The organism is Ignavibacteriota bacterium, from assembly GCA_013285405.1.
Lineage (GTDB): Bacteria > Bacteroidota > Ignavibacteria > Ignavibacteriales > Ignavibacteriaceae > IGN2.
Window position 1 is genome coordinate 3,212,867 of the sequence record CP053446.1, and the last position, 25,243, is coordinate 3,238,109.

At 36.2% G+C, this 25,243-nt stretch carries 25 protein-coding genes; 23 read left to right on the forward strand and 2 right to left on the reverse strand.

The features are described from left to right. Window positions 1-131 precede the first annotated feature (131 nt). From HND39_14095 to HND39_14110, 4 genes are all read left to right on the forward strand, one after another. Complete coding sequence (locus HND39_14095) at window positions 132-2,291, forward strand: T9SS type A sorting domain-containing protein (protein ID QKJ97324.1); 2,160 nt, start codon at window positions 132-134, stop codon at window positions 2,289-2,291. Window positions 2,292-2,453: 162 nt separating this feature from the next. Further along, on the forward strand, window positions 2,454-3,674 hold the full coding sequence (locus HND39_14100) for a T9SS type A sorting domain-containing protein (GenBank protein QKJ97325.1): 1,221 nt from the start codon (window positions 2,454-2,456) through the stop codon (window positions 3,672-3,674). A 133-nt stretch (window positions 3,675-3,807) separates the two neighbouring features. Next, the gene (locus tag HND39_14105; GenBank protein QKJ97326.1) at window positions 3,808-4,311 is read left to right on the forward strand and encodes a tetratricopeptide repeat protein; all 504 of its coding nucleotides are present in this window, start codon (window positions 3,808-3,810) and stop codon (window positions 4,309-4,311) included. Beyond that, window positions 4,311-5,219, forward strand: a complete 909-nt coding sequence (locus tag HND39_14110; GenBank protein ID QKJ97327.1) for a DUF58 domain-containing protein — start codon at window positions 4,311-4,313, stop codon at window positions 5,217-5,219. The genes HND39_14105 and HND39_14110 overlap by 1 nt, the downstream gene beginning before the upstream one ends. Before the next feature lie 75 nt (window positions 5,220-5,294). Here the strand turns inward: HND39_14110 and glmM are convergent, their stop codons facing one another. Continuing rightward, window positions 5,295-6,653, reverse strand: a complete 1,359-nt coding sequence (gene glmM / locus HND39_14115; protein ID QKJ97328.1) for a phosphoglucosamine mutase — start codon at window positions 6,651-6,653, stop codon at window positions 5,295-5,297. Between the two features lie 113 nt (window positions 6,654-6,766). Here glmM and HND39_14120 point away from each other — a divergent pair, with 113 nt between their 5' ends. From HND39_14120 to HND39_14155, 8 genes are all read left to right on the forward strand, one after another. Beyond that, window positions 6,767-7,474, forward strand: a complete 708-nt coding sequence (locus HND39_14120) for an endonuclease III (GenBank protein ID QKJ97329.1) — start codon at window positions 6,767-6,769, stop codon at window positions 7,472-7,474. A gap of 122 nt (window positions 7,475-7,596) precedes the next feature. Further along, window positions 7,597-8,712, forward strand: coding sequence for a 4-hydroxyphenylpyruvate dioxygenase (hppD, locus tag HND39_14125; GenBank protein ID QKJ97330.1), 1,116 nt, complete (start codon window positions 7,597-7,599; stop codon window positions 8,710-8,712). A 98-nt stretch (window positions 8,713-8,810) separates the two neighbouring features. Next, complete coding sequence (locus HND39_14130; GenBank protein ID QKJ97331.1) at window positions 8,811-9,977, forward strand: homogentisate 1,2-dioxygenase; 1,167 nt, start codon at window positions 8,811-8,813, stop codon at window positions 9,975-9,977. Between the two features lie 87 nt (window positions 9,978-10,064). After that, window positions 10,065-10,217: a hypothetical protein gene (locus tag HND39_14135; protein QKJ97332.1), complete on the forward strand. Its 153-nt coding sequence runs from the start codon at window positions 10,065-10,067 to the stop codon at window positions 10,215-10,217. Then, window positions 10,195-10,344, forward strand: coding sequence for a four helix bundle protein (locus HND39_14140; GenBank protein ID QKJ97333.1), 150 nt, complete (start codon window positions 10,195-10,197; stop codon window positions 10,342-10,344). The genes HND39_14135 and HND39_14140 overlap by 23 nt, the downstream gene beginning before the upstream one ends. A gap of 170 nt (window positions 10,345-10,514) precedes the next feature. Then, entirely contained in the window at window positions 10,515-11,537 is a 1,023-nt protein-coding gene (locus HND39_14145; protein QKJ97334.1) for a fumarylacetoacetate hydrolase family protein, read from the forward strand. After that, entirely contained in the window at window positions 11,537-12,499 is a 963-nt protein-coding gene (locus tag HND39_14150; protein ID QKJ97335.1) for a flavin reductase family protein, read from the forward strand. Before HND39_14145 ends, HND39_14150 begins: the two co-directional genes overlap by 1 nt. Window positions 12,500-12,556: 57 nt before the next feature. After that, window positions 12,557-14,527, forward strand: a complete 1,971-nt coding sequence (locus tag HND39_14155) for an acetoacetate--CoA ligase (GenBank protein QKJ97336.1) — start codon at window positions 12,557-12,559, stop codon at window positions 14,525-14,527. Here the strand turns inward: HND39_14155 and trxA are convergent. Beyond that, on the reverse strand, window positions 14,524-15,333 hold the full coding sequence (gene trxA, locus HND39_14160) for a thioredoxin (protein ID QKJ97337.1): 810 nt from the start codon (window positions 15,331-15,333) through the stop codon (window positions 14,524-14,526). The two genes, HND39_14155 and trxA, sit on opposite strands and share 4 nt — an antisense overlap. A gap of 415 nt (window positions 15,334-15,748) precedes the next feature. Here trxA and HND39_14165 point away from each other — a divergent pair, with 415 nt between their 5' ends. The 11 genes from HND39_14165 (at window position 15,749) to HND39_14215 (ending at window position 25,229) form a co-directional block, all read left to right on the forward strand. Then, entirely contained in the window at window positions 15,749-16,192 is a 444-nt protein-coding gene (locus HND39_14165; protein QKJ97338.1) for a MerR family transcriptional regulator, read from the forward strand. Beyond that, the gene (locus tag HND39_14170; protein QKJ97339.1) at window positions 16,189-18,393 is read left to right on the forward strand and encodes a molybdopterin-dependent oxidoreductase; all 2,205 of its coding nucleotides are present in this window, start codon (window positions 16,189-16,191) and stop codon (window positions 18,391-18,393) included. The genes HND39_14165 and HND39_14170 overlap by 4 nt, the downstream gene beginning before the upstream one ends. A 1-nt stretch (window position 18,394) precedes the next feature. After that, the gene (locus tag HND39_14175) at window positions 18,395-18,934 is read left to right on the forward strand and encodes a 4Fe-4S dicluster domain-containing protein (GenBank protein QKJ97340.1); all 540 of its coding nucleotides are present in this window, start codon (window positions 18,395-18,397) and stop codon (window positions 18,932-18,934) included. A gap of 9 nt (window positions 18,935-18,943) precedes the next feature. Beyond that, on the forward strand, window positions 18,944-19,891 hold the full coding sequence (nrfD, locus tag HND39_14180) for a polysulfide reductase NrfD (protein ID QKJ97341.1): 948 nt from the start codon (window positions 18,944-18,946) through the stop codon (window positions 19,889-19,891). 15 nt (window positions 19,892-19,906) lie between these two features. Next, on the forward strand, window positions 19,907-20,482 hold the full coding sequence (locus HND39_14185; protein QKJ97342.1) for a YeeE/YedE family protein: 576 nt from the start codon (window positions 19,907-19,909) through the stop codon (window positions 20,480-20,482). Continuing rightward, window positions 20,479-21,084: a YeeE/YedE family protein gene (locus HND39_14190; protein ID QKJ97343.1), complete on the forward strand. Its 606-nt coding sequence runs from the start codon at window positions 20,479-20,481 to the stop codon at window positions 21,082-21,084. The genes HND39_14185 and HND39_14190 overlap by 4 nt, the downstream gene beginning before the upstream one ends. After that, entirely contained in the window at window positions 21,081-21,485 is a 405-nt protein-coding gene (locus HND39_14195) for a rhodanese-like domain-containing protein (GenBank protein QKJ97344.1), read from the forward strand. Before HND39_14190 ends, HND39_14195 begins: the two co-directional genes overlap by 4 nt. 25 nt (window positions 21,486-21,510) lie before the next feature. After that, complete coding sequence (locus HND39_14200) at window positions 21,511-21,678, forward strand: hypothetical protein (GenBank protein QKJ97345.1); 168 nt, start codon at window positions 21,511-21,513, stop codon at window positions 21,676-21,678. A gap of 148 nt (window positions 21,679-21,826) precedes the next feature. Next, on the forward strand, window positions 21,827-22,243 hold the full coding sequence (locus tag HND39_14205) for a transcriptional repressor (protein QKJ97346.1): 417 nt from the start codon (window positions 21,827-21,829) through the stop codon (window positions 22,241-22,243). Between the two features lie 47 nt (window positions 22,244-22,290). Continuing rightward, window positions 22,291-24,474 (forward strand): catalase/peroxidase HPI, encoded by a 2,184-nt coding sequence (gene katG, locus HND39_14210; protein QKJ97347.1) that lies wholly within the window; start codon window positions 22,291-22,293, stop codon window positions 24,472-24,474. A 140-nt stretch (window positions 24,475-24,614) separates the two neighbouring features. Then, on the forward strand, window positions 24,615-25,229 hold the full coding sequence (locus HND39_14215; protein ID QKJ97348.1) for a GNAT family N-acetyltransferase: 615 nt from the start codon (window positions 24,615-24,617) through the stop codon (window positions 25,227-25,229). The last annotated feature ends 14 nt before the right edge of the window (window positions 25,230-25,243 follow it).

Here is a 25,243-nt window from a genome sequence, read left to right on the forward strand (position 1 = left end):
TTCAGAAAGCGTTAATTATAGATTCACTAAATAATTATTGATTAACTCCAGGAAAAAAATGTCTGGGTTTTCTATAGTTGTAAGTGCATACTTTAATCAATATATCTATCAACAAATAACTTGGAGGATTTATGCTTAAACAAATTTATACTTATGTTTTTGCACTTCTTTTCTCTTTTTCTTTCTCGGGTATTCTTATCGCTCAATCTTTAGCGGGTAGTGATAAGGATTCATACTTTGGTCCAGTACCAAAAGAAAAAACTCCCGATGGTCAAAATGTTCCAACGCCTTATGTTGGCGACCTTGTTCTTCTTTATGATAATGGTCCTTTGACTACTCATCCGGGAGGCGGCTTTGGTGGAGCAGATGCAAGTGCACTCCAAACTGCAATATCATTGACAGTTTATGGATTCGGTGCTCAAATTAGCGCGAACAATTCTATGGCTGATGATTTTACAATTGCTGGTGCTGATTGGGCGATTGATGAAATTCAGTTTTTCACTTATCAAACTGGTTCCACTACTACCTCAACTATAAATGATGTTCGACTCCAGATTTGGAATGGTCCGCCAAATGGAGGCGGCTCTGTGATTTACGGTGATATGACAACTAACCGTTTAAGTTCAACAAGCTGGACTAATATTTATCGGTCCATTGATACAGATCTATTGGCTAGTAACCGTCCAATAATGAGGGTTGTGATTCAATTTTCACCTGCTTTAGTACTGACCGCAGGCACTTATTGGTTACAATGGCAATATGGTGGTTCATTAGCTTCTGGTCCTTGGGCTCCACCGATTTCAATTGTTGGTCAAACAACTACAGGCGATGCTTTGCAGAATTTAGCTGGAGTGTGGGGCGCAGCATTAGATGGTACATTTCCACAAGGAATGCCATTTATGATATTTGGAAATAGTGGTCCTCCATGTCCAGTTACCGCACCAACAAATCCAACACCTGCAAATGGTGCAATTGATATTCCAATTAGTGGTAATACATTAAGCTGGACAAATTCTGCTGGAACAACACAAGTAGAAGTTTGGTTTGGTGAAGTTGGAAATTTAGCTCAGATTTATACTGGTGCGGCTCTTTCGTCGTACCCTTTAACTTCTGTTGAACCATTGGACTATCTGACTGACTATGGCTGGTATGTTATATGTAAAAATGATACTTGCGGAACAGCCGGTCCAACCTGGACATTTACTACGATACCAGATCCAAATATTGTAAATCTGTTTTGTGATGCTTTCGAATCAGGTACAGGAAATTGGACTATAACAAATGACGGCGGAACTTGTGTATGGGAAATTTTCACACCTCCTTATCCGAACACTTACACACTTCCACCAACTGCAACAGGCGGTGTATTTGCTGCCGATGCCGATGATTGCGGAAGCGGAACTACTGTATTAACCACAGCAACTTTAACAAATGCAATTGATGCAAGTATTTATCAAACTGTTTGGCTGGAATTTGACAATGACTGGCAGGCAATTGATAATGCAGATTTTGCTTATGTTGATGTGAGTGTTGATGGTGGAACAACGTGGTTAAACGTATTAACATTTGATCAGGTTGACGTTAGAAATACTCACGAAATACGAGATATGAGTACATTAGTTGCACTCAGTAATTTTATGATCAGATTTAAATCAGTTCAGCCAGGATGGGATTGGTGGTGGGCTGTTGACAATATCTGCATTTATGGATCAGATCCAATTCCAGTTGAGTTAACTTCATTTACAGCAACTGCAAATTTGGGTGCTGTTGAATTAAACTGGATAACAGCTACTGAAACAAACAATCGTGGATTTGAAGTTCAAAGAAGTGCCGGCGGTGAATTCGAAACAATCGCATTCGTTGAAGGACACGGAACAACAACTCAAACTAATGCATATTCATACACAGACAAAACAGTAGGAACAGGTTCATATAGTTACAGATTAAAACAAGTTGACTTCGATGGAACATTCGAGTATTCAAATGTTGTTGAAGTTGAAGTAGCTGTACCTGCTGAATTTGCTTTGGATCAGAATTATCCAAACCCATTCAACCCAAGCACAAAGATTGCATTCAGACTTGCAGTTGATTCAAAAGTAAGTTTGAAAGTATTCGACATTCTTGGTCAGGAAGTTACATCACTTGTAAACGGCAACTTAGTTGCTGGTGGACACAGTGTTGACTTCGATGCTTCATCATTAAACTCAGGAGTTTATCTATACAGAATAGAAGCTACAGGAGTTGACGGAAGCAATTTCGTAGATGTTAAGAAGATGATATTAACTAAGTAAAATTGGTTTAATAATTTCTTTTTATAAAGCCAGCTTTGAAATACAGGCTGGCTTTTTTATTTTATATAAAAATTTTGATTATTAAATATTATTTTTATATTTCCAACAGGTTTATAGGGTTTTTTTTAATCAACAAATCTATTCACCAATTAAGGAGACCTCATGTCTAAATTCTTTTCAATCCTATTTCTTATTTTTTCGTTTTTTGTAACGAACAGTTTAGCTCAAATTAACTTGCATCATAAATCCAATTTCTTTCCTCAGCAAGTTGATGGCAGTATGGCATTATTGTATGATCAAACCACCGGTGGTACAACAAATGGATATGCTTCGCAAGATTTTGAAGCAGCTAACGATGCATTCGATTGTCAAGCTGCAGATGATTTTACGGTTCCAGCACCGGGATGGTCGATAGATCAGGTAGTTGTATCAGGTCAATATAGTGCTAGTGGTCCCGCTGCCGGTTTTAATGTTTATTTTTACAGTAATAGTAGTGGATTACCTGGTACTTTAGTATATACGGGATTAAGTCAAGCTTTCGTATTTAATGGAACGGATTTATTTACAATAACACTTGCAACTCCCGCTGTGTTGACTCCAGGTGTGTATTGGGTTTCTGTTCAGTGCAGAATGGATTTCACTCCTGCCGGACAATGGTATTGGAACCAAGTCGGTGGTTCGTATCCGAGTGTAGCAGCATGGCAAAATCCAGGTGGTGGTTTTGCAACTGCTTGTTCTGCCTGGGGTAATATTCAAACCTGTATACAAGCTGCTGGTACAGATCAATCTTTTGCACTATATGGTGGTACAATTCCAGTTGAATTATCTTCATTTACAGCATCTGCAAATGTTGGAGTTGCTGAATTACAGTGGACAACTGCTACAGAAACAAATAATCAGGGATTTGAAGTTCAAAGAAGTAATGGCAGTGAATTCATAACAATCGGTTTTGTTGAAGGTCACGGAACAACAACCGAAACACAGACATATAGCTATAGTGACAGAACCGTTAATGTTGGAACATACTCCTACAGACTTAAACAAGTTGACTTCAATGGAACTTTTGAGTATTCAAGTATTGTTGAAGTTGATGTTCCAGCACCAGTTGAATTTGCTTTGGATCAGAACTATCCAAACCCATTCAACCCAAGCACAAAGATTTCATTCAGACTGGCAGTTGATTCAAAAGTTAACTTGACAGTATTTGATGTACTTGGTCAGGAAATTGCATCTCTTGTAAACGGCAACCTCGTTGCTGGTGGACACAGTGTTGATTTCGATGCTTCCTCACTGAATTCAGGAGTTTACCTGTACAGAATAGAAGCAACCGGAGTTGACGGAAGCAATTTTATAGATATGAAGAAGATGATATTAACCAAATAATTTTGGTTTAATAGTATAATTAAGAAGCCAGCTTTGAAATACAAGCTGGCTTTTTTTATGCAAAAATCATTCATTGTTTGTTGAATTCTAAAATCATAATTTTACCCAGATTCAATAATAAAATGGGCATAAAATGAAATCGTTTATCGTTTTACTTTCATTATTTTTCATCATTGGCTGCTCTTCCAAGAAATCAGATAAAGAACTCTTCGATGAAGCACAGCAAAATCTAAAGCTGGATAAAATCCCCGAAGCTGTCATTGCTTTCGAAGAAATAGTAAATGACCATTCTGATAGTGAATTAGCCCCCGAAGCTTTATCTCAACTCGCTGGTTTGTATCAGAACAAATTAATAAAAAGTCTTTCTGAAAAAGAAAATCTCGAAAAAGCAATTGAACTCTTTAAGAAACTGCATTCAGATTATCCAAAAAGCACTTTCGCGCCTTCAGGATTATTTATGGCAGGATTCATCAACGCAAACGAACTTCAAAACTATGATGAAGCTACAAAATTATACAAACAGTTTCTTGTGGAATATCCAAATGATGAACTTGCAGCCTCAGCACAAGCTGAACTTGATAATATGGGTCTCTCTCCTGAAGAAATTCTTATGAAGAATATGGCGAAAGAAAAATAATGGATAAACCAGTTCAGGACTTTAAGAATTATCTTCATCCATCCTTCATCTCTAAACTTAACTCACTTGAATTAAAAGCAAGATTAGTTGTCGAAGGATTTATGGTTGGGCTGCACAAAAGTCCATACCATGGTTTCAGTGTTGAATTTTCGGAACATCGCGCTTATATGCAGGGAGATAATTTAAAAGATGTTGACTGGAAAGTTTTTGGTAAAACTGAAAAGTATTTTATAAAACAGTACGAGGAAGAGACAAACCTCAGAAGCTATATTTTTCTTGATACAAGTAATTCAATGGCTTATAGTTCTGAAAAAAATATTTCCAAGCTCAATTATTCAATTACGCTTGCTGCGGCATTAAGCTATTTAATGATTCATCAGCAGGATGCTGTTGGATTGACATTGTATTCAGAAAAGATAAATAAATTTTTACCTCCTAAATCTTCCAGAGCCTATCTTCAGGAGATTTTAAAAAGTCTGATCAATGTCATTCCATCAGAAAAAACAAACACAGCCGAAAGTTTGAGTGAAGGCGCTGAAAAGTTAAAACGAAGAGGACTCGTTGTTATAATATCAGATTTTTTTGATGATATAAATTCTGTCCTCAAAGCTCTGAAGCATTTCAGCTATAAAAAAAATGAGGTGATCGTCTTTCAGATATTAGACCCGATGGAAAAAACTTTTGCTTTTGGGAAGGATGCAATCTTTAAAGATTTAGAGACAGGAGATGAATTAACGACGCAGCCATATCAGATTCAAAAAGCATATCGCGAAGCTATGAATGAATTCACAAATAAAATTAAATCGGAATGTCTAAACTCGAATATTGATTACAACCTGATTGAAACATCTGATCCCTACGATAAAGCATTACTTCGTTACATTCAGAAAAGAGAAAAGTTATTCTAACGTCATTGCGAACGAAGTGAAACAATCTTTCAGTCTGATTTTAGTATTACGAATCAATAGCTTAAATAGTCCAAATTAAATTTTACTTGATAGTTTGGTAATATCATTAAAATATTTTTTAGACAATCCTTCCGCCTTTGACTCTGACTTCGCCTCGACAATTATACGAACAATCGGTTCAGTGTTCGATTTCCTGAAATGCACCCAATGATCATCAAAATCAACTCGTAATCCATCTTCAGTATTAATTTTTTGATTTGAAAAGTTATCAGTCAATTTACTGATTACTTCATCCGGATTTTTGGTTACTTCAATTTTCTTTTTAACGATGAAATATTGCGGAAGTTCTTTCTTTAATTCAGAAATTGATTTTCCGTAATCTGACAGATATTGAAGTGTCAGAGCAATTCCAACCAAAGCATCTCTGCCATAATGCAATTCGGGGAAAATAATTCCACCACTTCCTTCACCACCGATTACAGCATTAACTTCTTTCATTTTCTTGACGACATTTGCTTCACCAACTGGTGAACGAAATACTGAACATCCGTATTTTGCAGCTATATCATCAACCGCACGAGTTGTGGAAAGATTAACAACTACATTTCCTTTTTTTCTTGAAAGAATGAATTGAACTATTTGTGTAATTGTATTTTCTTCAATGAATGGTTCGCCTTTATCTGAAATTAAAACCAATCTATCAACATCAGGATCAACAACAATTCCGAAATCAACTTTTGCAGATTTAACTCTTTTCATTGTCTCTATTAGATTTTCAGGAAGAGGTTCCGGAGTTCTTGGAAAAATACCTGTCTTCTCACAATTCATCTCGATGACTTCACAACCAAATTCTTTTAAGAAATCGGGAAGTATGTAAGCTCCGGCGCCATTGACACAATCAACCAAGACTTTGAATCGTTTCTTTCTTATCTCCTCGACATAAATTATTCCCAAATCGAAAATGGCATCGATGTGATTTTGAATTCCTTTAGAATATTCCGTCCACTTCCCAATTTTGTCCCACGATTTATAATTTGATTGACCATCAGCTAAAAACTTTTGCATTTGAACATATTCTGCCGGTGAAAGAAATTGCCCGGTGCCGTTTAACAATTTTAATGCATTCCATTCATTCGGATTGTGACTTGCTGAAATTGCAATCCCACCTTGAGCTTTAAGTTTTTTTACATTGAACTGAACTGTCGGAGTGGGGCAGATGCCAATATCAACAACATCAATACCTTTTGCCAATAAAGTTCCGGTAGTAATTTGATTTACCATCTCACCTGTAATTCTTGCATCTCGTCCAATAACAACTTTTCCCGAACCGATGAATTCAGCATAAGCTTTAGTGTATTTAATAATTATTTCCGGATCCAAACCATTACCCACAATTCCCCGTATGCCGGAAATGCTGCTCATCAACGTAGCCATTAATTTACCTCTGTTATTTAAAAAATATTCTAAAGAATGTGTAAAGATAAATATTTGGTAATTGAATAATCGAATTTAACTTTAGCGAAGTAATAAATAAATTTTATGTGGTATTGAAAGACAAAATAAAAAAGATAAATAAACTGCTGGTAAAACACTTCGGAATCCCTAAAAGATCAAAGAAACTTCCTGATCCCATCAATACTCTAATTGCAACAGTGCTTTCTCAAAACACCAATGATAAAAATTCATATCAGGCTTATCAGAATTTAAAAAAGAAATATAAAAGCTGGAGTGAAGTTGCTGAGCTTACGAAATCCGAATTAGAAAAAGTTATCAGAGTTGCCGGATTGGGAAAACAGAAATCATCTGCAATACTGAGTTTTCTTAAAACACTAAAGAAACGGAACGGTAAAATTGATTTGGGCTATATTACTGAGATGAGCGATGAAAATATTTTGGATGAATTAACTTCAATAAAAGGGATTGGAGTGAAGACAGCAAGTTGTGTTTTGCTTTTTTCACTTGATAGAAATATTTGTCCTGTTGATACGCACGTTCATCGAACATTGAACAGGATTGGTATCGTTAAAACTTCATCTCCAGCAAAAACATTCGAGATCATTAATAAACATTTACCGGATGGAATTGCTCATCAGTTTCATACGAATCTTATTAATCTTGGAAGAGCAATCTGCAAGTCATCCAAACCGATTTGCTCGATCTGTCCTTTATTACTGGAATGTAAATACAAGTACAAAAATCTTGAGAAAAGTGATTCGGTAAATGTCAGCAGGTTTCTATTACTTGATTCGATTTAGGTAGTTGAATTTTTTATTTTGTGAAAGTTTATTTCTTCTTATCTTTGTTTTGCTGTAAAGGATAAATCGCTTAAATTTGAAATAAAATTTCCACTTCTATTAAATTTATCAGGAGTTTAAAAATGGCAGAACAATTAGGTTTGCTGGGATATGATTATGTTGAGTTTTACGTTGGCTCAGCAAAAATGTGGGCTTACTGGCATGCAAAAGCAATGGGGATGAAGATCGTTGGTTATTCAGGACCTGAAACAGGAGTGAAAGGAAAAGTATCTTATTATCTCGAACAAAATAATCTGAGGATAGTCGTCACTTCTGCAATCAATCCAAGTCAATATCAAATTCACACTTTTGTTGAACGACATGGTGATGGAGTTAAAAGATGGTCATTAAAAGTCAAAGATGTTCAAAAAGCATTTGATGGAGCAATTAAGAATGGAGCAATTCCTGCATGGGAACCAATCAAAACTGAAAATGAAAATGGTTATGTGGAAGAAGCAGCTTTGAAGTTATATGATGATGCAGAAATTGTTTTTGTGAACAGAGAAAATTATAAAGGAATATTTAAACCCGGTTATGGGAAACCGTTTCAGAAAATTGAAATTGTAACTGAAGATACTGGTCTGCAGGCTATTGATCATATAGTTGGAAATGTTCGTGTAAATGAAATGGATTTGTGGGTAAATTATCTTAATAAAACTCTCAACTTTGAAACGTTTATTGATTTTGGTCCCGGTGATATTTCAACTCAATATTCAGCACTGCTTTCGAAAGTTGTCAGATCAACTGAAGGTCCTGCAGTTAAAAATCCTATCAACGAACCTTATGAAGGATTGAAAAAATCTCAGATAGAAGAATACATTGATGAATATCTTGGTTCAGGAATTCAGCACGTAGCTGTTATTACAAATGATATTATCAAAACTATTGCAGCGATGAGAAAAAACGGAATGGAATTTCTTTCCGTTCCTGATACATATTATGATACTTTGAAGGAAAGAGGATTCGACGTAACCGAGGATATAAATGAATTAAAGCATCACGGAATTCTTTGTGACATTGAAGGAAAAGGTTACTTACTTCAGTTGTTCACAAAACCAATTGGTGACAGACCAACTTTTTTCTATGAAATAATTCAAAGAAGAAAAGGTGCTCAAGGATTTGGACAGGGCAACTTCCAGGCTTTGTTTGAATCTATTGAAAGAGATCAGGCAATGAGAGGAAGTCTGGATAAAAAATAAAAGCATACATTCATACAGTAATTCAGCTTTGCTTCTTTTCGTATGATAGTATGTTTGTATGAATGTATGATCACAAAAAATTATTTTGGAGGTATTAAATGCCGTTTTATGTTAAAGTAGGGAAAGTCCCGCCAAAAAGACACGTCACTTTTTATAAAGAAGATGGTAAATCGCTATACAGGGAAGAACTTTTCAGCACTAAAGGTTTTTCAGGAATTTATTCAAATAAATATCATCTTTATATGCCGCCGCAGGTTGAAAAAATTACAGCGATGAAACCAGGCAAAGCAATAGATTGGCCTGACGCACCATTACAATATTATCATTTCTTTACTGACAATAAAAAAACAGAAGGAAACTTTCTTACATCGAGGAATGAATTTCTGAAGAATGATAACTGTGTTCTCTCAACTGCAAATCCAACTGAAGATACTGATGTGTTTTTCAGGAATAGTTACGCTCACGAAATTCTTTTTGTTCACCAGGGAACCGGCGATTTACTTTCGGAGTACGGACGACTACCTTTCCAGGAGTGGGATTATATTGTAATCCCAAAAGGGACTACGTATCAGGTCAAATTCAAAAATTATAAGAAGGCGAAATTATTCATAATCGAATCATCTACTCCTTTCGATATTCCAAAACATTTCAGAAATGAATATGGACAACTCACAGAGGATGCGCCATACTATGAACGTGATTTCAAAGTTCCGGAATTCATGGAACCAGTTGATAAAAAAGGGAAATTTGAAATAGTGTTAAAAGTCAGAAACAAATTTTTTAATTATTTAGTACCTCATCATCCGTACGATGTTGTTGGATGGGATGGATTTCTTTATCCATATACTTTCAATATAAAGGAGTATGCTCCTAAAGTTGGCAAGATTCATCTTCCTCCGCCGATTCATCTCGTATTCACAACTGAGCATTTTGTCATTTGTAACTTTGTACCAAGACTTTATGATTTTCATCCGGATGCAATTCCTGCACCGTATTATCATTCAAATGTTGACAGCGATGAAGTGCTTTATTATGTGCATGGAAACTTTATGTCGAGGAAGGGAATTAAGAAAGGATCAATTACTCTACATCCAATGGGAATTCCACACGGACCGCAACCAGGAAAAACAGAAGCATCAATCGGCAAAAAAGAAACTGATGAATATGCAGTTATGATAGACACATTTCAACCATTGCATGTAACAAAAAATGTTAAAGAAACAATGGCAGAAAAGTATAGTCAGTCCTGGCTTGAGAAGGGTTGATAAGTATAGGGAAATAAGCTATAAGGAAATAAAGTGTGAGGAATTTTAGATTGGGAAATAATGCTTGACAATAAAAAAGCATATATATTGAATGAATACGATAATGCAGTGAATGAACCTATTGAATTTTATAATAATAAGAAAGACTTCACAACATTAGAAGCCTGGAAGAAGTGTCGTGAAGTAAAATTATTTTTTACGATAAGGTTCTTCCTTTATGCCGAAGGAAGAAAGATATAATTTAGATTCTCAAATTAGAAAAGCATCTGTGAGCACTACTTCTAATATTTCAGAAGGATATGGACGATATCATTATCAGGAAGGTATTCAGTTTTACAGAATATCAAGGGCTCATTGCATGAATTAAAAGATCATTTATTAAGTTGCTTTGATTTAAAATATATTCAAATCGAATTGAAACTTGAAGGTGAAAAATTAATTGAAGAAACCAAAATTATTTTAAATGGATTTATAAATTTTGTTAAATCAAAAATTATATAATATACCTTATAACCTATACCATATTACCTTATACTTATGAAACTCGTATCATACACTACAAAGAAAAAAGATAGACTTGGATTATTTGTTGATGGAAAAATATATAATCTGCAGGAGTGTGCTGCCGGAATGGGATTTGAATTACCAAATCGAATGAGAAGATTTCTTCGTGGTGGTGATGAATTTATGAAAATGGCACGACAGGTTGAACAAGCAATTAAAGAAGGAAAGATAACTTCATTTGTTGATGGTACTAATTTGAAATTACTTGCACCAATCCCAAATCCTGCTTCTTGCAGAGATGGATATGCATTTCGTCAACACGTTCAGACAGCCAGAAGAAATCGCGGTGTTGAGATGATTCCTGAGTTCGATCAATATCCTGTTTTTTATTTTACTAATCATAATGCGATTTTTGGGGAAGGTGAGATAAGAGTAGAAGATGATCATCTTCGACAATTAGATTTTGAACTGGAAGCAGCAATAGTTATTGGGAAAGAAGGAAAGAATATCTCATCATCAGAAGCTGACGAATACATTGCAGGTTACACAATTATGAATGACTTCTCTGCACGAGTTTTACAAATGGAGGAAATGAAGTTAAATCTTGGTCCGGCAAAAGGGAAAGACTTTGCAACCAGTATCGGTCCTTGGCTTGTAACACCAGATGAACTGGAACCTTATAAAATATTAACCGAGTTTGGAAATAAATACGATCTGCGGATGAGAGCCAAGCACAACGGTAAGCAAATTTCCGATGGAAATATGAAAGATATGAACTGGACGTTTGCAGAAATAATAGAAAGAGCTTCTTATGGTGTTCGATTGTATCCTGGTGATGTAATTGGTTCTGGAACAGTTGGAACTGGATGTTATCTTGAATTAAATGGAACCTGGGCAATCGAAGCTAAAGAAAAGGGAAAAGACTTTAAACCAATTTGGCTTCAAGATGACGATGAAATTGAATTGGAAATAACAGGGCTTGGCGTTCTCAAAAACACAATCCAAAAAACAAAGAAAAACAGGTCAATTCTGACAAAGAAAAAGAAAATTTCCTGATGCTTCATTACGAACCAAAAGATTTATCTGTACCCGAAGTTCACAGATTACTTCTTGGCGGAGTTGCGCCGAGACCAATTGCACTCGTATCGACAATTTCCAAAGATGGAATTAATAATCTAACTCCATTTTCTTTTTTCAATGCATTCGGTGCGAATCCTCCGATAGTGGCATTTTCTCCATCACGACGAGGAAGAGATGCTACTTTAAAAGACACTTATTATAATCTTACTGAGATTAAAGAATGTGTAGTTCAATCCGTCACTTATTCGATGATTGAACAAGTTAGTCTTGCATCAACCGAGTACCCACCGAATACTGACGAGTTCATAAAATCAGGATTAACACCAGTTAATTCTGATATCGTGAAACCGAAGCGAGTTAAAGAATCTCCTTTTCAAATGGAATGTAAGCTGCTAGAGTTAAAAAGTTTTGGAAACGGTGGTGCATCTGCTAACATGGCAATTTGTGAAGTGCTTAAGTTCCATGTTGCTGAAGATTTGTTTACGAATGGAATTATCGATCCAGTCAAAATTGACCTTGTTGCCAGGATGTCTGGAGATTTTTATTCAAGAGCCGGTTCCGATCTGTTTAGCATTAAACAGCCTGGAAATAAAAAATGCATCGGAATTGATCAGATACCAGAACATATCAAAAAGTCTGAAATATATTCTGCAAATGATCTTGGAAAATTTGGAAATATAGAATCGATCCCGACGTCAGAAGAGGTTGAATCGTTTATTCTTAAAATAGATGGAGAAAAAGTTGAAGCATTTGAAGAAGGTTATGAAGCGTTTTTAAGATACCAAAAATTGAACGACTATAAAAAAATGTTAAAAGCAGCCTTACTAATTAAAGAAAAACAAAAGGAACTTCTTGAATTATCTGCCAAAGCTGCTTTAGCAAATAATGATATAGATGCTGCATGGAAAGCAGCACTTTACGCAGGGATAATCAAATAAACAAAAATAATATCAGGCAGTAACTTAACTCACCTAACCAGTGAGTTTTTTAATATTATGAGTTCATCAAAACCACTTTGGATTCCTTCAGAAGATAGAATCAGGAATTCAAACTTTACAAAATATTTTACATTCCTTGAACAGGAGCATGGACTTACATTCTCCGATTATTCTGCTTTACACAAATGGTCAGTAACTGAAATTGAAATATTCTGGGAATCTATTTGGAAATTCAGCGGGATAATACATTCAAAATCGTACGAAAGAGTTCTAGATAAAAGAATTATGCCCGGTGCAAAATGGTTTGAAGGCTCCGAATTTAATTTTGCTGAAAATCTTTTAAGATTTAATGATGATCACATTGCTTTAATCAGCAGCAGGGAAGATCAGCCTGATATCAAGCTCACGTATAGAGAACTTAATGAATTGGTAACAGCTTGCAGTTTTGGATTGAAGAAATTAGGTGTTAAAAAAGGTGATACAATTGCTGGTTTTGTTACAAACATTCCTGAAACAATCATTGCAATGCTGGCAGCAACGAGTCTTGGTGCAATATGGACATCATGCTCCCCGGATTTCGGAATACAGGGAGTCATTGATCGTTTTGGTCAGGTGAAACCAAAATTATTATTTGCAATTGAAGAGTACCAATACAATGGGAAGATCATCAACTCCAGAACAAAAGTGGAAAAGATTGTTCAACTTCTTCCTGCTATTGAAAAGATTATTTGGATATCAAGGTTTCAGGAACTTAGAATTGCATCAGCAAGCCAGAATAATAATGAAATTAATCAGTTTAATTGGTTGAATTTTAAACAATTACTTATAAAGAATTCAAATCAAATCAATTTTGAACAACTGCCCTTCAATCATCCGGTTTATATAATGTATTCGTCGGGTACTACAGGACTTCCCAAGTGTATGGTTCACGGTGCTGGTGGTACTTTACTTCAACATTTTAAAGAACTTCTCCTACATACAAATTTAAAGAGAAGTGATGTGATCATGTATTATACAACCTGTGGATGGATGATGTGGAACTGGCTTGTGAGTTCCTTACAAGTGGGAGCAACTATCTTTTTATATGATGGAAGTCCAATTCATCCGAAGATAGAAATACTCTGGGAAAAAATTGAACAACACAAAATTACAGTATTTGGTACATCTCCGAAGTATCTCTCAACATTTACAAAATCTGATTTTATTCCGAAAGAAAAGTTTAAACTTGAAAAACTTAATACCATTCTTTCAACAGGTTCACCACTTCCTGAAGAAACATTTGAATGGGCATATAAAAATGTAAAATCAGATTTGCAGCTTTCATCTATTTCAGGTGGAACAGATATTATTTCTTGTTTCATGCTCGGTAATCCAATACTTCCGGTTTATTCAGGTGAAATTCAGTGTAAAGGTCTGGGAATGAAAGTGGAAGCATTCGATGAGAACGGAGAATCGGTTGTTGGTAAAAAAGGAGAATTGGTTTGTAAAGAACCATTTCCTTCAATGCCGGTTTACTTTTGGGAAGATGATACTGGTGAGAAATATAAAAAAGCATATTTTGAAAAGTATCCTGGAATCTGGACACATGGTGATTACATAGAAATAACTGAAAACAACGGAATAAAAGTTTATGGCAGATCAGATGCAACATTGAATCCGGGTGGAGTGAGAATTGGAACAGCAGAAATTTACAGAATAGTTGAAGAAATAGATGAGGTTCATGATAGTCTGGCTGTTGGTAAAAAATGGAATGGAGATGAAAAGGTGATTTTGTTCGTTACATTGAATGAAGGAATTGAACTTGATCATACTTTAATAGAAAAAATAAAATCTGAACTAAAATCAAAAGCTACGCCGAGACATGTTCCATCTGAAATATTTGCAGTAAAAGAAATACCAAGAACCATCAGCGGAAAAAAAGTTGAGATAGCAGTTTCAAAAATTCTCAATGGTGAAGAAATTGACAATAAAGATGCATTGGCTAATCCGCAATCTCTTGAACAATTTTATCATTACAGGAAATTTTAGACATAAAGTGCGCTGCCAAAATCTCGCCTGTGTTTAATAGTTATTTCATGATCTTCACCAAGAAATTTGAAAATTGCGATACAAGCTCTTCTGGCTCCATCATCATCATAGTTTCTGTCATTCCGGATTACATCAATAAATTTTTCCAGAGCTGAATCAAAATCTTTCCTTCTAATACAATCAATTGCAGTTATATATTTTTCTTTTACTTCTGAAACTGGAAGTGTTTTTGTATCACACTTCAGTAACTCTGCAATGAATCTGATTGATTCTGCAAGTTCAATGTTACTCAAATTGCCATCAATATTTTGAACAAGTCTTAATGCTTCTTTCTGATCTTCAAATAGAAGTATTTTAGCGAGCAGTACCTTAACTTCACCATTATTCACATCTCCTTTCAGCACATCTTCCAAAATAAGTTTTGCATCGGAACCGTTTCCATTTTTGAGCAAAATTTTTGCGTGTTCTATCTGTTCAGCAAATTTGCTTGGAATTGATTTCTTCAGCCAATCCTTAATAGCAGATTCCGGAAGTGCGCCTGTGAATTCATTTATCACTTCACCATTCCTGAAAAGTTTAACATTTGGAATTCCACGAACACCATATCTTAAAGCAATTTCCTGATTATTATCAGTATCAACTTTGACAAGTTCCCAATCAGATTTGTTTTCATCAGCAAGTTTTTCCAGAATTGGACCAATCAATCTGCACGGTTGACACCATTCAGCCCAAAAATCTACAAGTACTGGTTTCTCATAACTTTTTTCCAGCACATTTTTTTGAAAATCTTTTACTTCGTATGACATGGAATATATTTCGTATTGAGATCAATAATTATTTTTAACGTTTGATGAATCAGATTCTATAAAGTTTCAAATCAATTTAATTTATGTATTATAGAGTTTGAATTCTAAACGTGCCGGATAATATCACAGTCTTCAACTATGAAAAAGAATCCGTTCCAAAAGTTGTAAGAATGATTTTCAAACCTATCAGTTAAACTTATCTCCAATAAAATTATAAAGTCAAATTATCTCTTTCTTGCGTTAAATAGTTTCTTGTGCTAATCATTCCAAAAATTTAGAAATGTGCATTTGATTTTTCTTGTATATGAAAAAAATGAATTTCACTCTTCTAAAAAGTTGTTGCAATAAGAATTTTTGGTGTGGCAGCAAAGTTGATATTTATAAATATCAACTTTAAATAAGTTGCTATTTTGATATGGAAATAACCAATAACGAACCGATTTACCCGATCAGGACAGCGGCAAAACTGCTGAACATATCTGTTCATACTCTCAGAATGTATGAAAAAGAAAATTTAATTATTCCTTTCAAAAAGTCATCAAGTCATCGACTTTATTCTCAATCAGATATCAAACGAATCGAATGTATCAGGTCAGCAATCAATGATTCCAAAATAAGCATCAGTGGAATAAAGACTATTTATTCGATGATGCCATGCTGGGAAATAATAAGCTGCAGCAAAGAAGATAGAAGCAGGTGCAGTGCATACCTGACACACTCAGGACCTTGCTGGTCAATGAAGGGAGAAGCAACAGTTTGTGCATCGAAAGATTGCCGAAACTGTTCAGTGTACAAAGATTATGGTGAATGTGAAAGCATTAAAAATTTTATTCGAAATAAATTGATGGGAAGAGAATGAATTCGTTATCGAGAAGACGATTCCTGAAAATTTCAAGTGCAACGATAGCGACTGCTGCAGTACTAGCCAGTACAGCAAAAACTTTTGTTACTGCTTCTAATAAGATTAATAAAGGAAACGAAAAAGGTATAAGGAAAATTTCAACTTACTGCGATTTATGTTTTTGGAAATGCGGTGTCATGGCATACGTAAAAGATGGAAAACTTTGGAAAGTCGAAGGGCATCCCGATGACCCTTTGAGTAACGGAAGATTATGTCCAAGAGGAACAGGTGGAGTTGGTGCACACTATGACCCAGAAAGATTAAAAACTCCTTTGATAAGAAAAAGTTTACGCGGTGAAGAAAAGTGGGTTGCAGTTACCTGGAGTGAAGCCATTGATTACATCGCTGAAAAAATGAACAGGATAAAATTTGAATATGGACCGGAAGCTTTGGCTTTATTCAGCCATGGAATAGGTGGAACTTTCTTAAAGCACTTAATGCATGCTTTCGGAAGTCCGAACGAAAGTGCTCCATCATTTGCTCAATGTCGTGGACCAAGAGAAACTGGATTTTCACTTACTTTTGGTGATATAGTAGGATCACCTGAAAGAACAGATATTCAAAATGCCAGATGCCTTGTACTGATCGGTTCTCATCTTGGTGAAAATATGCACAATACACAAGTGCAGGAATTTTCAAGAGCAGTTGAAAAAGGTGCATCAATAATTGTTGTCGATCCAAGATTTTCGGTCGCTGCAGGTAAAGCAAAATATTATTTATCGATTAAACCCGGAACAGATCTGGCTCTTCTTCTTGCGTGGATGAGTGTAATTGTGAATGAAAAACTCTATGATGTTGATTATGTGAACAAGTACGGATTTGGATTTGAAAATTTTGCGGCAGAAATTTCGCATTACACTCCTGAATGGGCATACATTGAAACAGGAATTGATCCTGATGCTATCAGAGAAACAGCAAGAGAAATGGCTAGATACAAACCTGCAACTCTTATTCATCCGGGAAGACACGTAACCTGGTATGGTGATGATGCACAAAGAAGTCGTGCCATTGCATTACTTAATGCACTGCTCGGAAGCTGGGGAAGAAAAGGTGGATTTTATGTTCCGTACAGTTTTGAAATTCCTAAATATCCATATCCGGATTACCCGGAATTAAAGAAAGAACCGGCAGATAATCCTGGAAATAAATTTCCATTTACAGAAGGTGAACAGATTTCAAATGGCATACGTGAAGCAACAATAACAGGCAAGCCATATCCGATAAAAGGATGGATAATCTATGGAACAAATCTTTTACAGGCGTTACCAAACCAAAAAGAAACTATTCAGGCAATCCAAAATCTCGATTTGATGGTTGTTGTTGATGTTGTACCAAGTGAAATTGCAGGATGGGCAGATGTTGTTCTTCCTGAGTCAGTTTATCTTGAAAGATATGATGACTTAAATACTTCGCCTTTCAAAGAAGGATTTGTTGGAATCCGTCAGCCGGTTGTTGAAGCACCAGATGATCAGAAACCAAATTGGTGGATTGCAAAAAAGCTTGGTGAGAAACTTGGGCTGAATTCCTTTTTCGCCTGGAACAATATTGAAGAATATCTTGATACACGATTAAAACTTGCCGGTCATTCGCTTGAAGAGTTGAAAGAAAAAGGAATCATCAAAGTTCCGGAGCAGCCAATATACTTTGAAGATGGTGTTGAACCGGAATTTTATACTCCTTCAGGAAAGATAGAATTTTATTCCGCTCAACTTGCCGAAGCCGGTTTTGATCCGGTTCCAAAGTTTACAAAACATCCTGAACCACCTGTCGGATTTTTCAGACTTCTTTATGGAAGAGCACCAGTGCATACTTTCAGCAAGACTCAATCAAATCCTTTGCATCGTGATATGATGATAGAAAATGAAATCTGGATAAATGCTGATATTGCGGAACAATATGGATTGAAGCAAGGAGATAAAATCAAACTTAAAAATTATGATGGAATTATATCTGACGAAATAAAAGTAAAACCAACTGAGAGAATCAGAGCAGATTGTGTTTATATGGTTCATGGATTTGGTCAGAAATCAAGACAACTAAAGAGCACTTACAAAAAAGGTGCGAGCGATGCAGAACTTATCACGCAGTACAAAATTGATCCATTGATGGGAGGGACTGCAATGAACGAGAACTTTGTAACTTTTGAGATGGTGGTGTAAGATGCCGCGATATGGAATGGTAATCGATACAAGAAAGTGCGTTGGCTGTAACGATTGTGTAGTTGCTTGCAAAACTGAAAATAATGTTCCCGAAGGTTACAACAGGGATTGGATCATTACAGAATCATTCGGAAAATTTCCTGAAATCAATATGGAAATCAGAACTGAAAGATGTAATCATTGTTCAGAAACTCCTTGTGTTTCGTGCTGTCCGACTGGCGCAAGTCACATTCACGATGCTGGTGGTGTTGTTCTTGTAACACACGAAAAGTGTATCGGCTGCAAAGCTTGTGTTGAAGCTTGTCCGTACGATGCGCGCTTCATTCATCCTGATGGATATGCTGATAAATGTACATTCTGCATTCACAGAGTTGAACAGGGAAAGAATCCGGCTTGTGTTGATGTGTGTCCAACATACTGTATGTATTTTGGTGATCTTGAAGATCCTAACAGTGAAGTGAGCAAACTTTTGAATGCAAGAAAATATCATACTTTAATTCCTGATGCCGGAACTCAACCGAATATTTTTTATTTAATCTGAGCACATACAATGCACGAAATATTCACGACAAGACATAATCCTGATGTAGATCCCTGGATGACAATGTGGGGCTGGGAAATTCCTGTTTATTTATTCCTTGGTGGAATGGTTGCTGGAATGATGATCATTGCAGGATATTTTTTATTCAGCGGGAGACACAAAGAGAGTAATTGTTCCTGCTACTCAATTCCATTAACAAGTTTTGTACTTCTTTCAATTGGTATGTTTTCTTTGTTTCTTGATCTTGCACACAAACAATACGTTTGGAGATTGTACACAACATTTCAAATTACTTCACCGATGTCGTGGGGCGCCTGGATTCTGATTTTAGTTTATCCTGCTTTGATTGCAAATATTCTTATTCGACCGCCTTCATGGATGACACGAAGGTTTTCAAAGCTAAGCGATATTGCAGGGAAATTGCAAACTCATCAGTTCTTTATAAAAAATATTGGAATATTGAATATGATACTTGGAATGATGCTCGGTGCATACACTGGTGTTTTACTCAGCACTATGGGTTCACGTCCTTTGTGGAATACTTCACTGCTTTGGGTTTTATTTCTTGTGTCAGGACTTTCAACTGCTGCTGCTTACGTTCATCTTATAGCAAAGAACAGAGCTGAAAGTGAATTGCTGGCAAAAGCGGATAATGGATTTCTTGTAGTTGAGTTATTCATTTTCGTGATGCTGTTTCTTGGTCTGATGTCTTCTGCACGTCCTCATATCGAAGCTGCTCAACTATTACTTACTGGAATTTATGCGCCTGCATTCTGGGTTTTTGTTATTGCACTTGGAATAGTAATCCCGCTCGGAATACAACTTCTTGCAGTCAATCATAAAATTAAACACACACCGATCGCACCGATAATGGTAATCATCGGTGGATTGATATTAAGATTCATAATAGTCGAAGCCGGACAATACAGTCATTGGTTTAATGCACATTTTAAATAACGGAGATAAATTTTTATGACAACTCTTGTAAAAAAATTAACACACATCTTTGAGAAGGAAGAAGAAAAAGTCGTGACAAAATCTCAACCTTATTCAAATCCATATCTCGTTGGCGTGGGACTTGGTCTTGTATTGCTCGCTGCGTATGTAATAATGGGCAGAGGATTGGGTGCATCAGGTGCTCTTACAACGTTAGTATCTGTTGGAATTAACAAAGTAGCTCCCGAGCATGCACAGGACAATGAATTTTTCAGCGAATATCTTGGCGACGGAGTAACGAGTCCTTTCAAAGATTGGCTTGTCTTTGAAGTAATTGGAGTTATTGCCGGTGGATTTATTTCAGGTTCACTTGCAGGAAGAGTTAGAAAGGGAATCGAAAAAGGTCCACATATTCCCGCAACTAAAAGATTAATATTTGCATTTATCGGTGGTGGATTGATGGGAATCGGTGCAAAGCTTGCTCGTGGATGTACCAGTGGTCAGGCTTTATCCGGTGGTGCAATTCTTAATCTTGGTAGCTGGGCATTTATGATGATGGTTTTTGCCGGTGGATATTCTGCAGCATATTTCTTGAGGAGACAGTGGACATGAATGCACCATTTTTCAAATTCGAATATTTTAATTTTGATGTAAGTCTAATTCTCGCTTTCATCATCGGTATTGGTTTTGGTTTCGCACTCGAACGTGGTGGATTCGGTAATGCAAGACTTCTCGCTGCGCAGTTTTACTTTTCAAATATGCGCGTACTCAAAGTGATGTTCACTGCAATCGTAACTGCAATGCTGGGAGTTTATTTTCTTTCAGTTATAGGATTTATGGATCTGTCACTTGTTTACGTCAGCGAAACCTTTATTCTTCCTCAAGTGATTGGTGGATTTATTCTTGGTTTAGGTTTTATCATTGGTGGTTATTGTCCCGGAACTTCACTTGTTTCTGCTGCCACCGGAAGACTTGATGGTTTTATGTTTGTGTTTGGAGTGATTGCCGGAATATTTGTTTTTGGTGAAATCTTTCCTTTGATCGAGAATTTTTATTACTCAACAAATATGGGAAGTTTAACACTACCGCAATATTTTAATTTGCCTTATGGTGTTGTAGTATTTTTCGTAGTTGCGATGGCGCTTGGTGCATTTGCAGCCGCTGAATGGGCAGAGAAAAAATTTGCAGATAAAAATCCGGAGAACAGTTTATGAAAAAATTTTTCATCAATATGAATACTCAGAAAAAACTTGCGTTCACTGCATTAACCTTTGGTATCATTGCTTTATTCGCAGGGAGTCCATATTCCGGATCGCATGTGAAAGTGAATATGAAAGATGTCGCTCTTTCGACTGTTAATAATTCTGATAAAATAAGATCACTCGAACTCGCTGATTGGATTATAAAAGGCAGATCGGATTTCACTTTAGTTGATGTCAGAGATGAAGAAACATTCAATCAGTATTATATTCCCACAGCTATCAGCATTCCGTTAATACAATTACCAGAATCTGAACTATTACGTAATCAAAAAATAATACTCTATGCTGATGATGATGTTAATGCAGCTCAGGCTTGGTTCATCCTGAAATCAAATAATTTTAAGGGAGTTTAAGCTTGATGTTAATACATCTAAGGAAATGATAGTTCAATTTGAAAAAGTAAAGGAGATGAGTAAATACTTTGGCGGATCAGCACAGTCAGATTCAACACAGGTTTCTGAAATAAAAGTCAATCTGCCAACTCCGAAAGGAAATACACAGTCAAATGTCAGCAAGCCAAAGAAAAAGAAAAGAGAGGGCTGTTAAAAGTGTATCCTGAATTTATTCCAGGTTTCCCGTTGGTAAAAAATAAGTTCAAAAGCAGTAATTGCTGATACAAGATTTCAAACTTGAAATTCTATAAATAAAATTTTATTTTTAGATAAGAATAATTCCTATCTAATAATTTTTATTTATGACAAAAATAAAACACGACATTCATTTAAAAGACAGCAATTTAAAAGTTACCCCTCAAAGAATTGCTGTTCTTGAAGCATTGAACAATTTAAAGAATCATCCCACTGCTGATAAAATAAAAGAATATGTAATTAAGAATCATCCGAACATTGCAGTTGGTACCATCTACAAAACTCTCGAAACATTTGTTGAAAAAGGATTGGTCAAAAAAGTAAAGACAGAAAAAGATGTGATGAGGTATGATGCTATACTCGATCATCATCATCATTTGTATTGTGAGGATACCGAACGCATAGAGGATTTCTTTGATGATCAGTTGAATGATATGATTGAAGAATATTTTAAGAAAAAGAAAATCCCGAACTTCAAAGTGAAAGATGTTAAACTTCAGATAATCGGAACTTTTAAGAAATAAAATTAATTGAATAATCTATTAACCTTTAAAACATCAGGAGAATTAATATGAGTGATGAAAGTAAATGCCCGGTAACCGGAAGAACTTCATTCGGAAGAGGTACATCAAATAAAGAGTGGTGGCCAAACCAATTAAATCTTGGAATACTTCACCAGCACCATCCGGCATCAAACCCGTTGGGTCCTAAATTTGACTATGCAAAAGAATTCAGCAAGATTGATTACAAAGCACTTAAAAAAGATTTGTATTCGTTGATGACTGACTCACAGGATTGGTGGCCCGCAGATTGGGGTCATTATGGTGGTTTGTTTATTCGAATGGCATGGCATAGTGCTGGCACTTACCGAACCGCTGACGGACGCGGCGGTGGTGGAACTGGTAATCAACGTTTTGCTCCGGTAAATAGCTGGCCTGATAATGCTAACCTCGATAAAGCGCGAAGACTTCTTTGGCCGATCAAACAGAAATATGGAAACAAAATTTCCTGGGCTGATCTGCTTATCTTAGCCGGTAATTGTGCGATGGAATCAATGGGATTTAAAACTTTTGGCTTTGGTGGTGGACGCGAAGACATTTGGCAGCCAGAAGAGGATATCTATTGGGGAAAAGAAGATACATGGCTTGGTGATAAACGTTACAGCGGTGACCGTGAACTTGAAAATCCATTAGCTGCCGTTCAGATGGGACTTATTTATGTAAATCCCGAAGGTCCGAATGGAAATCCCGATCCGGTAGCTTCAGGTCGTGATGTGCGCGAAACGTTCAAACGCATGGCTATGGATGCTGAAGAAACTGCAGCACTTACAGCAGGTGGACATACATTTGGTAAAATGCATGGTGCCGGTGATCCAAAATTAGTGGGTCGTGAACCGGAAGCTGCACCTATTGAAGAACAAGGTTTGGGATGGATAAACAAATTCAAATCAGGAAAAGGCATTCACCAAACAACAAGTGGTTTGGAAGGTGCATGGAAACCTAATCCTACAAAATGGGATAATGGTTACTTCGATATGCTCTTTGGATATGAGTGGGAGAAAGTTAAAAGTCCGGCTGGTGCTTGGCAATGGCAGGCGAAGGATGTTAAACCGGAACACATGATACCTGACGCTCATGATCCATCAAAGAAATATCCTCCCACGATGACAACTGCAGATATGGCGTTACGTTTTGATCCGGTATTTGAACCTATCTCAAGGCGATTCCATAAAGATCCAAAAGCTTTTGCAGATGCATTTGCAAGAGCATGGTTTAAACTTACTCACAGAGATATGGGACCGAAAGCCCGTTACCTCGGACCTGAAGTTCCAAAAGAAAATCTTATCTGGCAGGATCCGATTCCCGCAGTTAATCATAAACTGATTGGTAAAACAGAAATCGCAAATCTTAAGAAGAAGATTTTAGATTCCAGACTTTCAATTGCAGAATTAGTTTATACTGCGTGGTCGTCAGCATCTACTTTTCGTGGTTCTGATTTTCGCGGAGGTGCAAACGGTGCCCGAATTCGTTTAGAACCACAAAAGGATTGGGAAGTCAATCAGCCAACACAACTTGAAAAAGTCCTTAAAGTATTGAAAGGAATTCAAAAAGAATTTAACAATCGTAAAGATGGTAAAAAAGTTTCTCTGGCTGATCTGATTGTTCTTGGTGGATGTGCTGCAATTGAATCAGCAGCTAAGGCTGCGGGCTCGAAAATAGAAGTTCCTTTTACGCCTGGAAGAATGGATTCATCACAAGCTCAGACTGATGTAGAATCATTCACATTATTAGAACCTGAAGCAGATGGATTCCGTAATTATCAGAAGAAAGCTTACTCAATATCAGCAGAAGAAATGCTTGTTGATAAATCGCAGCTTCTTACTCTAAGTGCACCGGAGATGACAGTGCTTGTTGGTGGATTACGTGTACTTGGTGGAAACTACGGTGGTTCCAATCATGGAGTGTTTACAAACCGGGTTGGTAAACTCACTAACGATTTCTTTGTTAATTTGCTTGATATGGGAACCAAGTGGCACCCAACCTCAGAAAAAGGTGATACATTTGAAGGAAGAGATCGTAAAACAAACGAACTCAAATGGACGGCAACACGAGTAGATTTAATATTCGGATCGAACTCACAACTTCGAGCACTTGCTGAAGTCTATGCACAGGATGATGCAAAAGGAAAATTCGTTAAGGATTTTGTCGCAGCATGGAATAAAGTAATGAATCTTGACCGTTTCGATTTGAAATAATTAATGCTTGAGTCATTCTGAGTTCCGATGAAATCGGGACGAAGAATCTCAAACCTCTAACTTAGAAAGGGCATCACTACGATGCCCTTTTTGGTTTTGCAAATAATTTCTTGTATTTAATGAATAAATAGAAAAAAATAATGAGTGTTGTAAACCTCTCCAATGAAAACTTCTCCGAAGTCACAGATGTTTTCTGCGAATCATTCTATAATTACCCTGTAATGAAATATGTTCTTGGCGAAAAAGAAGATTACGATGAACGGCTTCGAAAACTGATTACATTTTTTGTTTCTGCAAGAGCAATTAGAAATGAACCTTTACTTGGCATATATAATTCAACCAACCTACTCCTTGCTACTGCTACTGTAACCTTACCTGGAGAAATTTCTTCACCACCGGAATTAATCAAACTGCGAGATAAACTCTGGGAAGAAATCGGTGCAGAAGAAAAAGTTCGATATGAAAAGTATGGGCTTATTGCATCTAATCTACTTCCAAAAGAACCACATCATCACTTGAATATGATCGGAGTGAGAAATGCTTACCAGGGAAAAGGTTATGCTCGTAAGTTAATTGATGAAGTTGAAAAATTAGTCTCAGAACATCCAACAAGCACAGGTCTGAGTCTCAACACAGAAGTTGAAACGAATGTAAATTTTTATCTTCACTTTGGGTTTCAATTAAATGGTCAAGCTAAAATTGATGATAAGTTAAATACCTGGGGATTTTTTATGCAAAGAAATAAAAAAAATTAGAAAATCTTTTTTTA

Bases quoted from the DNA above. Each gene is read 5' to 3' on its own strand.
- HND39_14095 (QKJ97324.1), top strand. From the start codon at position 132: ATGCTTAAACAAATTTATACTTATGTTTTTGCACTTCTTTTCTCTTTT.
- HND39_14100 (QKJ97325.1), top strand. From the start codon at position 2,454: ATGTCTAAATTCTTTTCAATCCTATTTCTTATTTTTTCGTTTTTTGTA.
- HND39_14105 (QKJ97326.1), top strand. From the start codon at position 3,808: ATGAAATCGTTTATCGTTTTACTTTCATTATTTTTCATCATTGGCTGC.
- HND39_14110 (QKJ97327.1), top strand. From the start codon at position 4,311: ATGGATAAACCAGTTCAGGACTTTAAGAATTATCTTCATCCATCCTTC.
- glmM (QKJ97328.1), bottom strand. From the start codon at position 6,653: ATGGCTACGTTGATGAGCAGCATTTCCGGCATACGGGGAATTGTGGGT.
- hppD (QKJ97330.1), top strand. From the start codon at position 7,597: ATGGCAGAACAATTAGGTTTGCTGGGATATGATTATGTTGAGTTTTAC.
- HND39_14130 (QKJ97331.1), top strand. From the start codon at position 8,811: ATGCCGTTTTATGTTAAAGTAGGGAAAGTCCCGCCAAAAAGACACGTC.
- HND39_14140 (QKJ97333.1), top strand. From the start codon at position 10,195: ATGCCGAAGGAAGAAAGATATAATTTAGATTCTCAAATTAGAAAAGCA.
- HND39_14145 (QKJ97334.1), top strand. From the start codon at position 10,515: ATGAAACTCGTATCATACACTACAAAGAAAAAAGATAGACTTGGATTA.
- HND39_14150 (QKJ97335.1), top strand. From the start codon at position 11,537: ATGCTTCATTACGAACCAAAAGATTTATCTGTACCCGAAGTTCACAGA.
- HND39_14155 (QKJ97336.1), top strand. From the start codon at position 12,557: ATGAGTTCATCAAAACCACTTTGGATTCCTTCAGAAGATAGAATCAGG.
- trxA (QKJ97337.1), bottom strand. From the start codon at position 15,333: ATGTCATACGAAGTAAAAGATTTTCAAAAAAATGTGCTGGAAAAAAGT.
- HND39_14165 (QKJ97338.1), top strand. From the start codon at position 15,749: ATGGAAATAACCAATAACGAACCGATTTACCCGATCAGGACAGCGGCA.
- HND39_14170 (QKJ97339.1), top strand. From the start codon at position 16,189: ATGAATTCGTTATCGAGAAGACGATTCCTGAAAATTTCAAGTGCAACG.
- HND39_14175 (QKJ97340.1), top strand. From the start codon at position 18,395: ATGCCGCGATATGGAATGGTAATCGATACAAGAAAGTGCGTTGGCTGT.
- nrfD (QKJ97341.1), top strand. From the start codon at position 18,944: ATGCACGAAATATTCACGACAAGACATAATCCTGATGTAGATCCCTGG.
- HND39_14185 (QKJ97342.1), top strand. From the start codon at position 19,907: ATGACAACTCTTGTAAAAAAATTAACACACATCTTTGAGAAGGAAGAA.
- HND39_14190 (QKJ97343.1), top strand. From the start codon at position 20,479: ATGAATGCACCATTTTTCAAATTCGAATATTTTAATTTTGATGTAAGT.
- HND39_14195 (QKJ97344.1), top strand. From the start codon at position 21,081: ATGAAAAAATTTTTCATCAATATGAATACTCAGAAAAAACTTGCGTTC.
- HND39_14200 (QKJ97345.1), top strand. From the start codon at position 21,511: ATGATAGTTCAATTTGAAAAAGTAAAGGAGATGAGTAAATACTTTGGC.
- HND39_14205 (QKJ97346.1), top strand. From the start codon at position 21,827: ATGACAAAAATAAAACACGACATTCATTTAAAAGACAGCAATTTAAAA.
- katG (QKJ97347.1), top strand. From the start codon at position 22,291: ATGAGTGATGAAAGTAAATGCCCGGTAACCGGAAGAACTTCATTCGGA.
- HND39_14215 (QKJ97348.1), top strand. From the start codon at position 24,615: ATGAGTGTTGTAAACCTCTCCAATGAAAACTTCTCCGAAGTCACAGAT.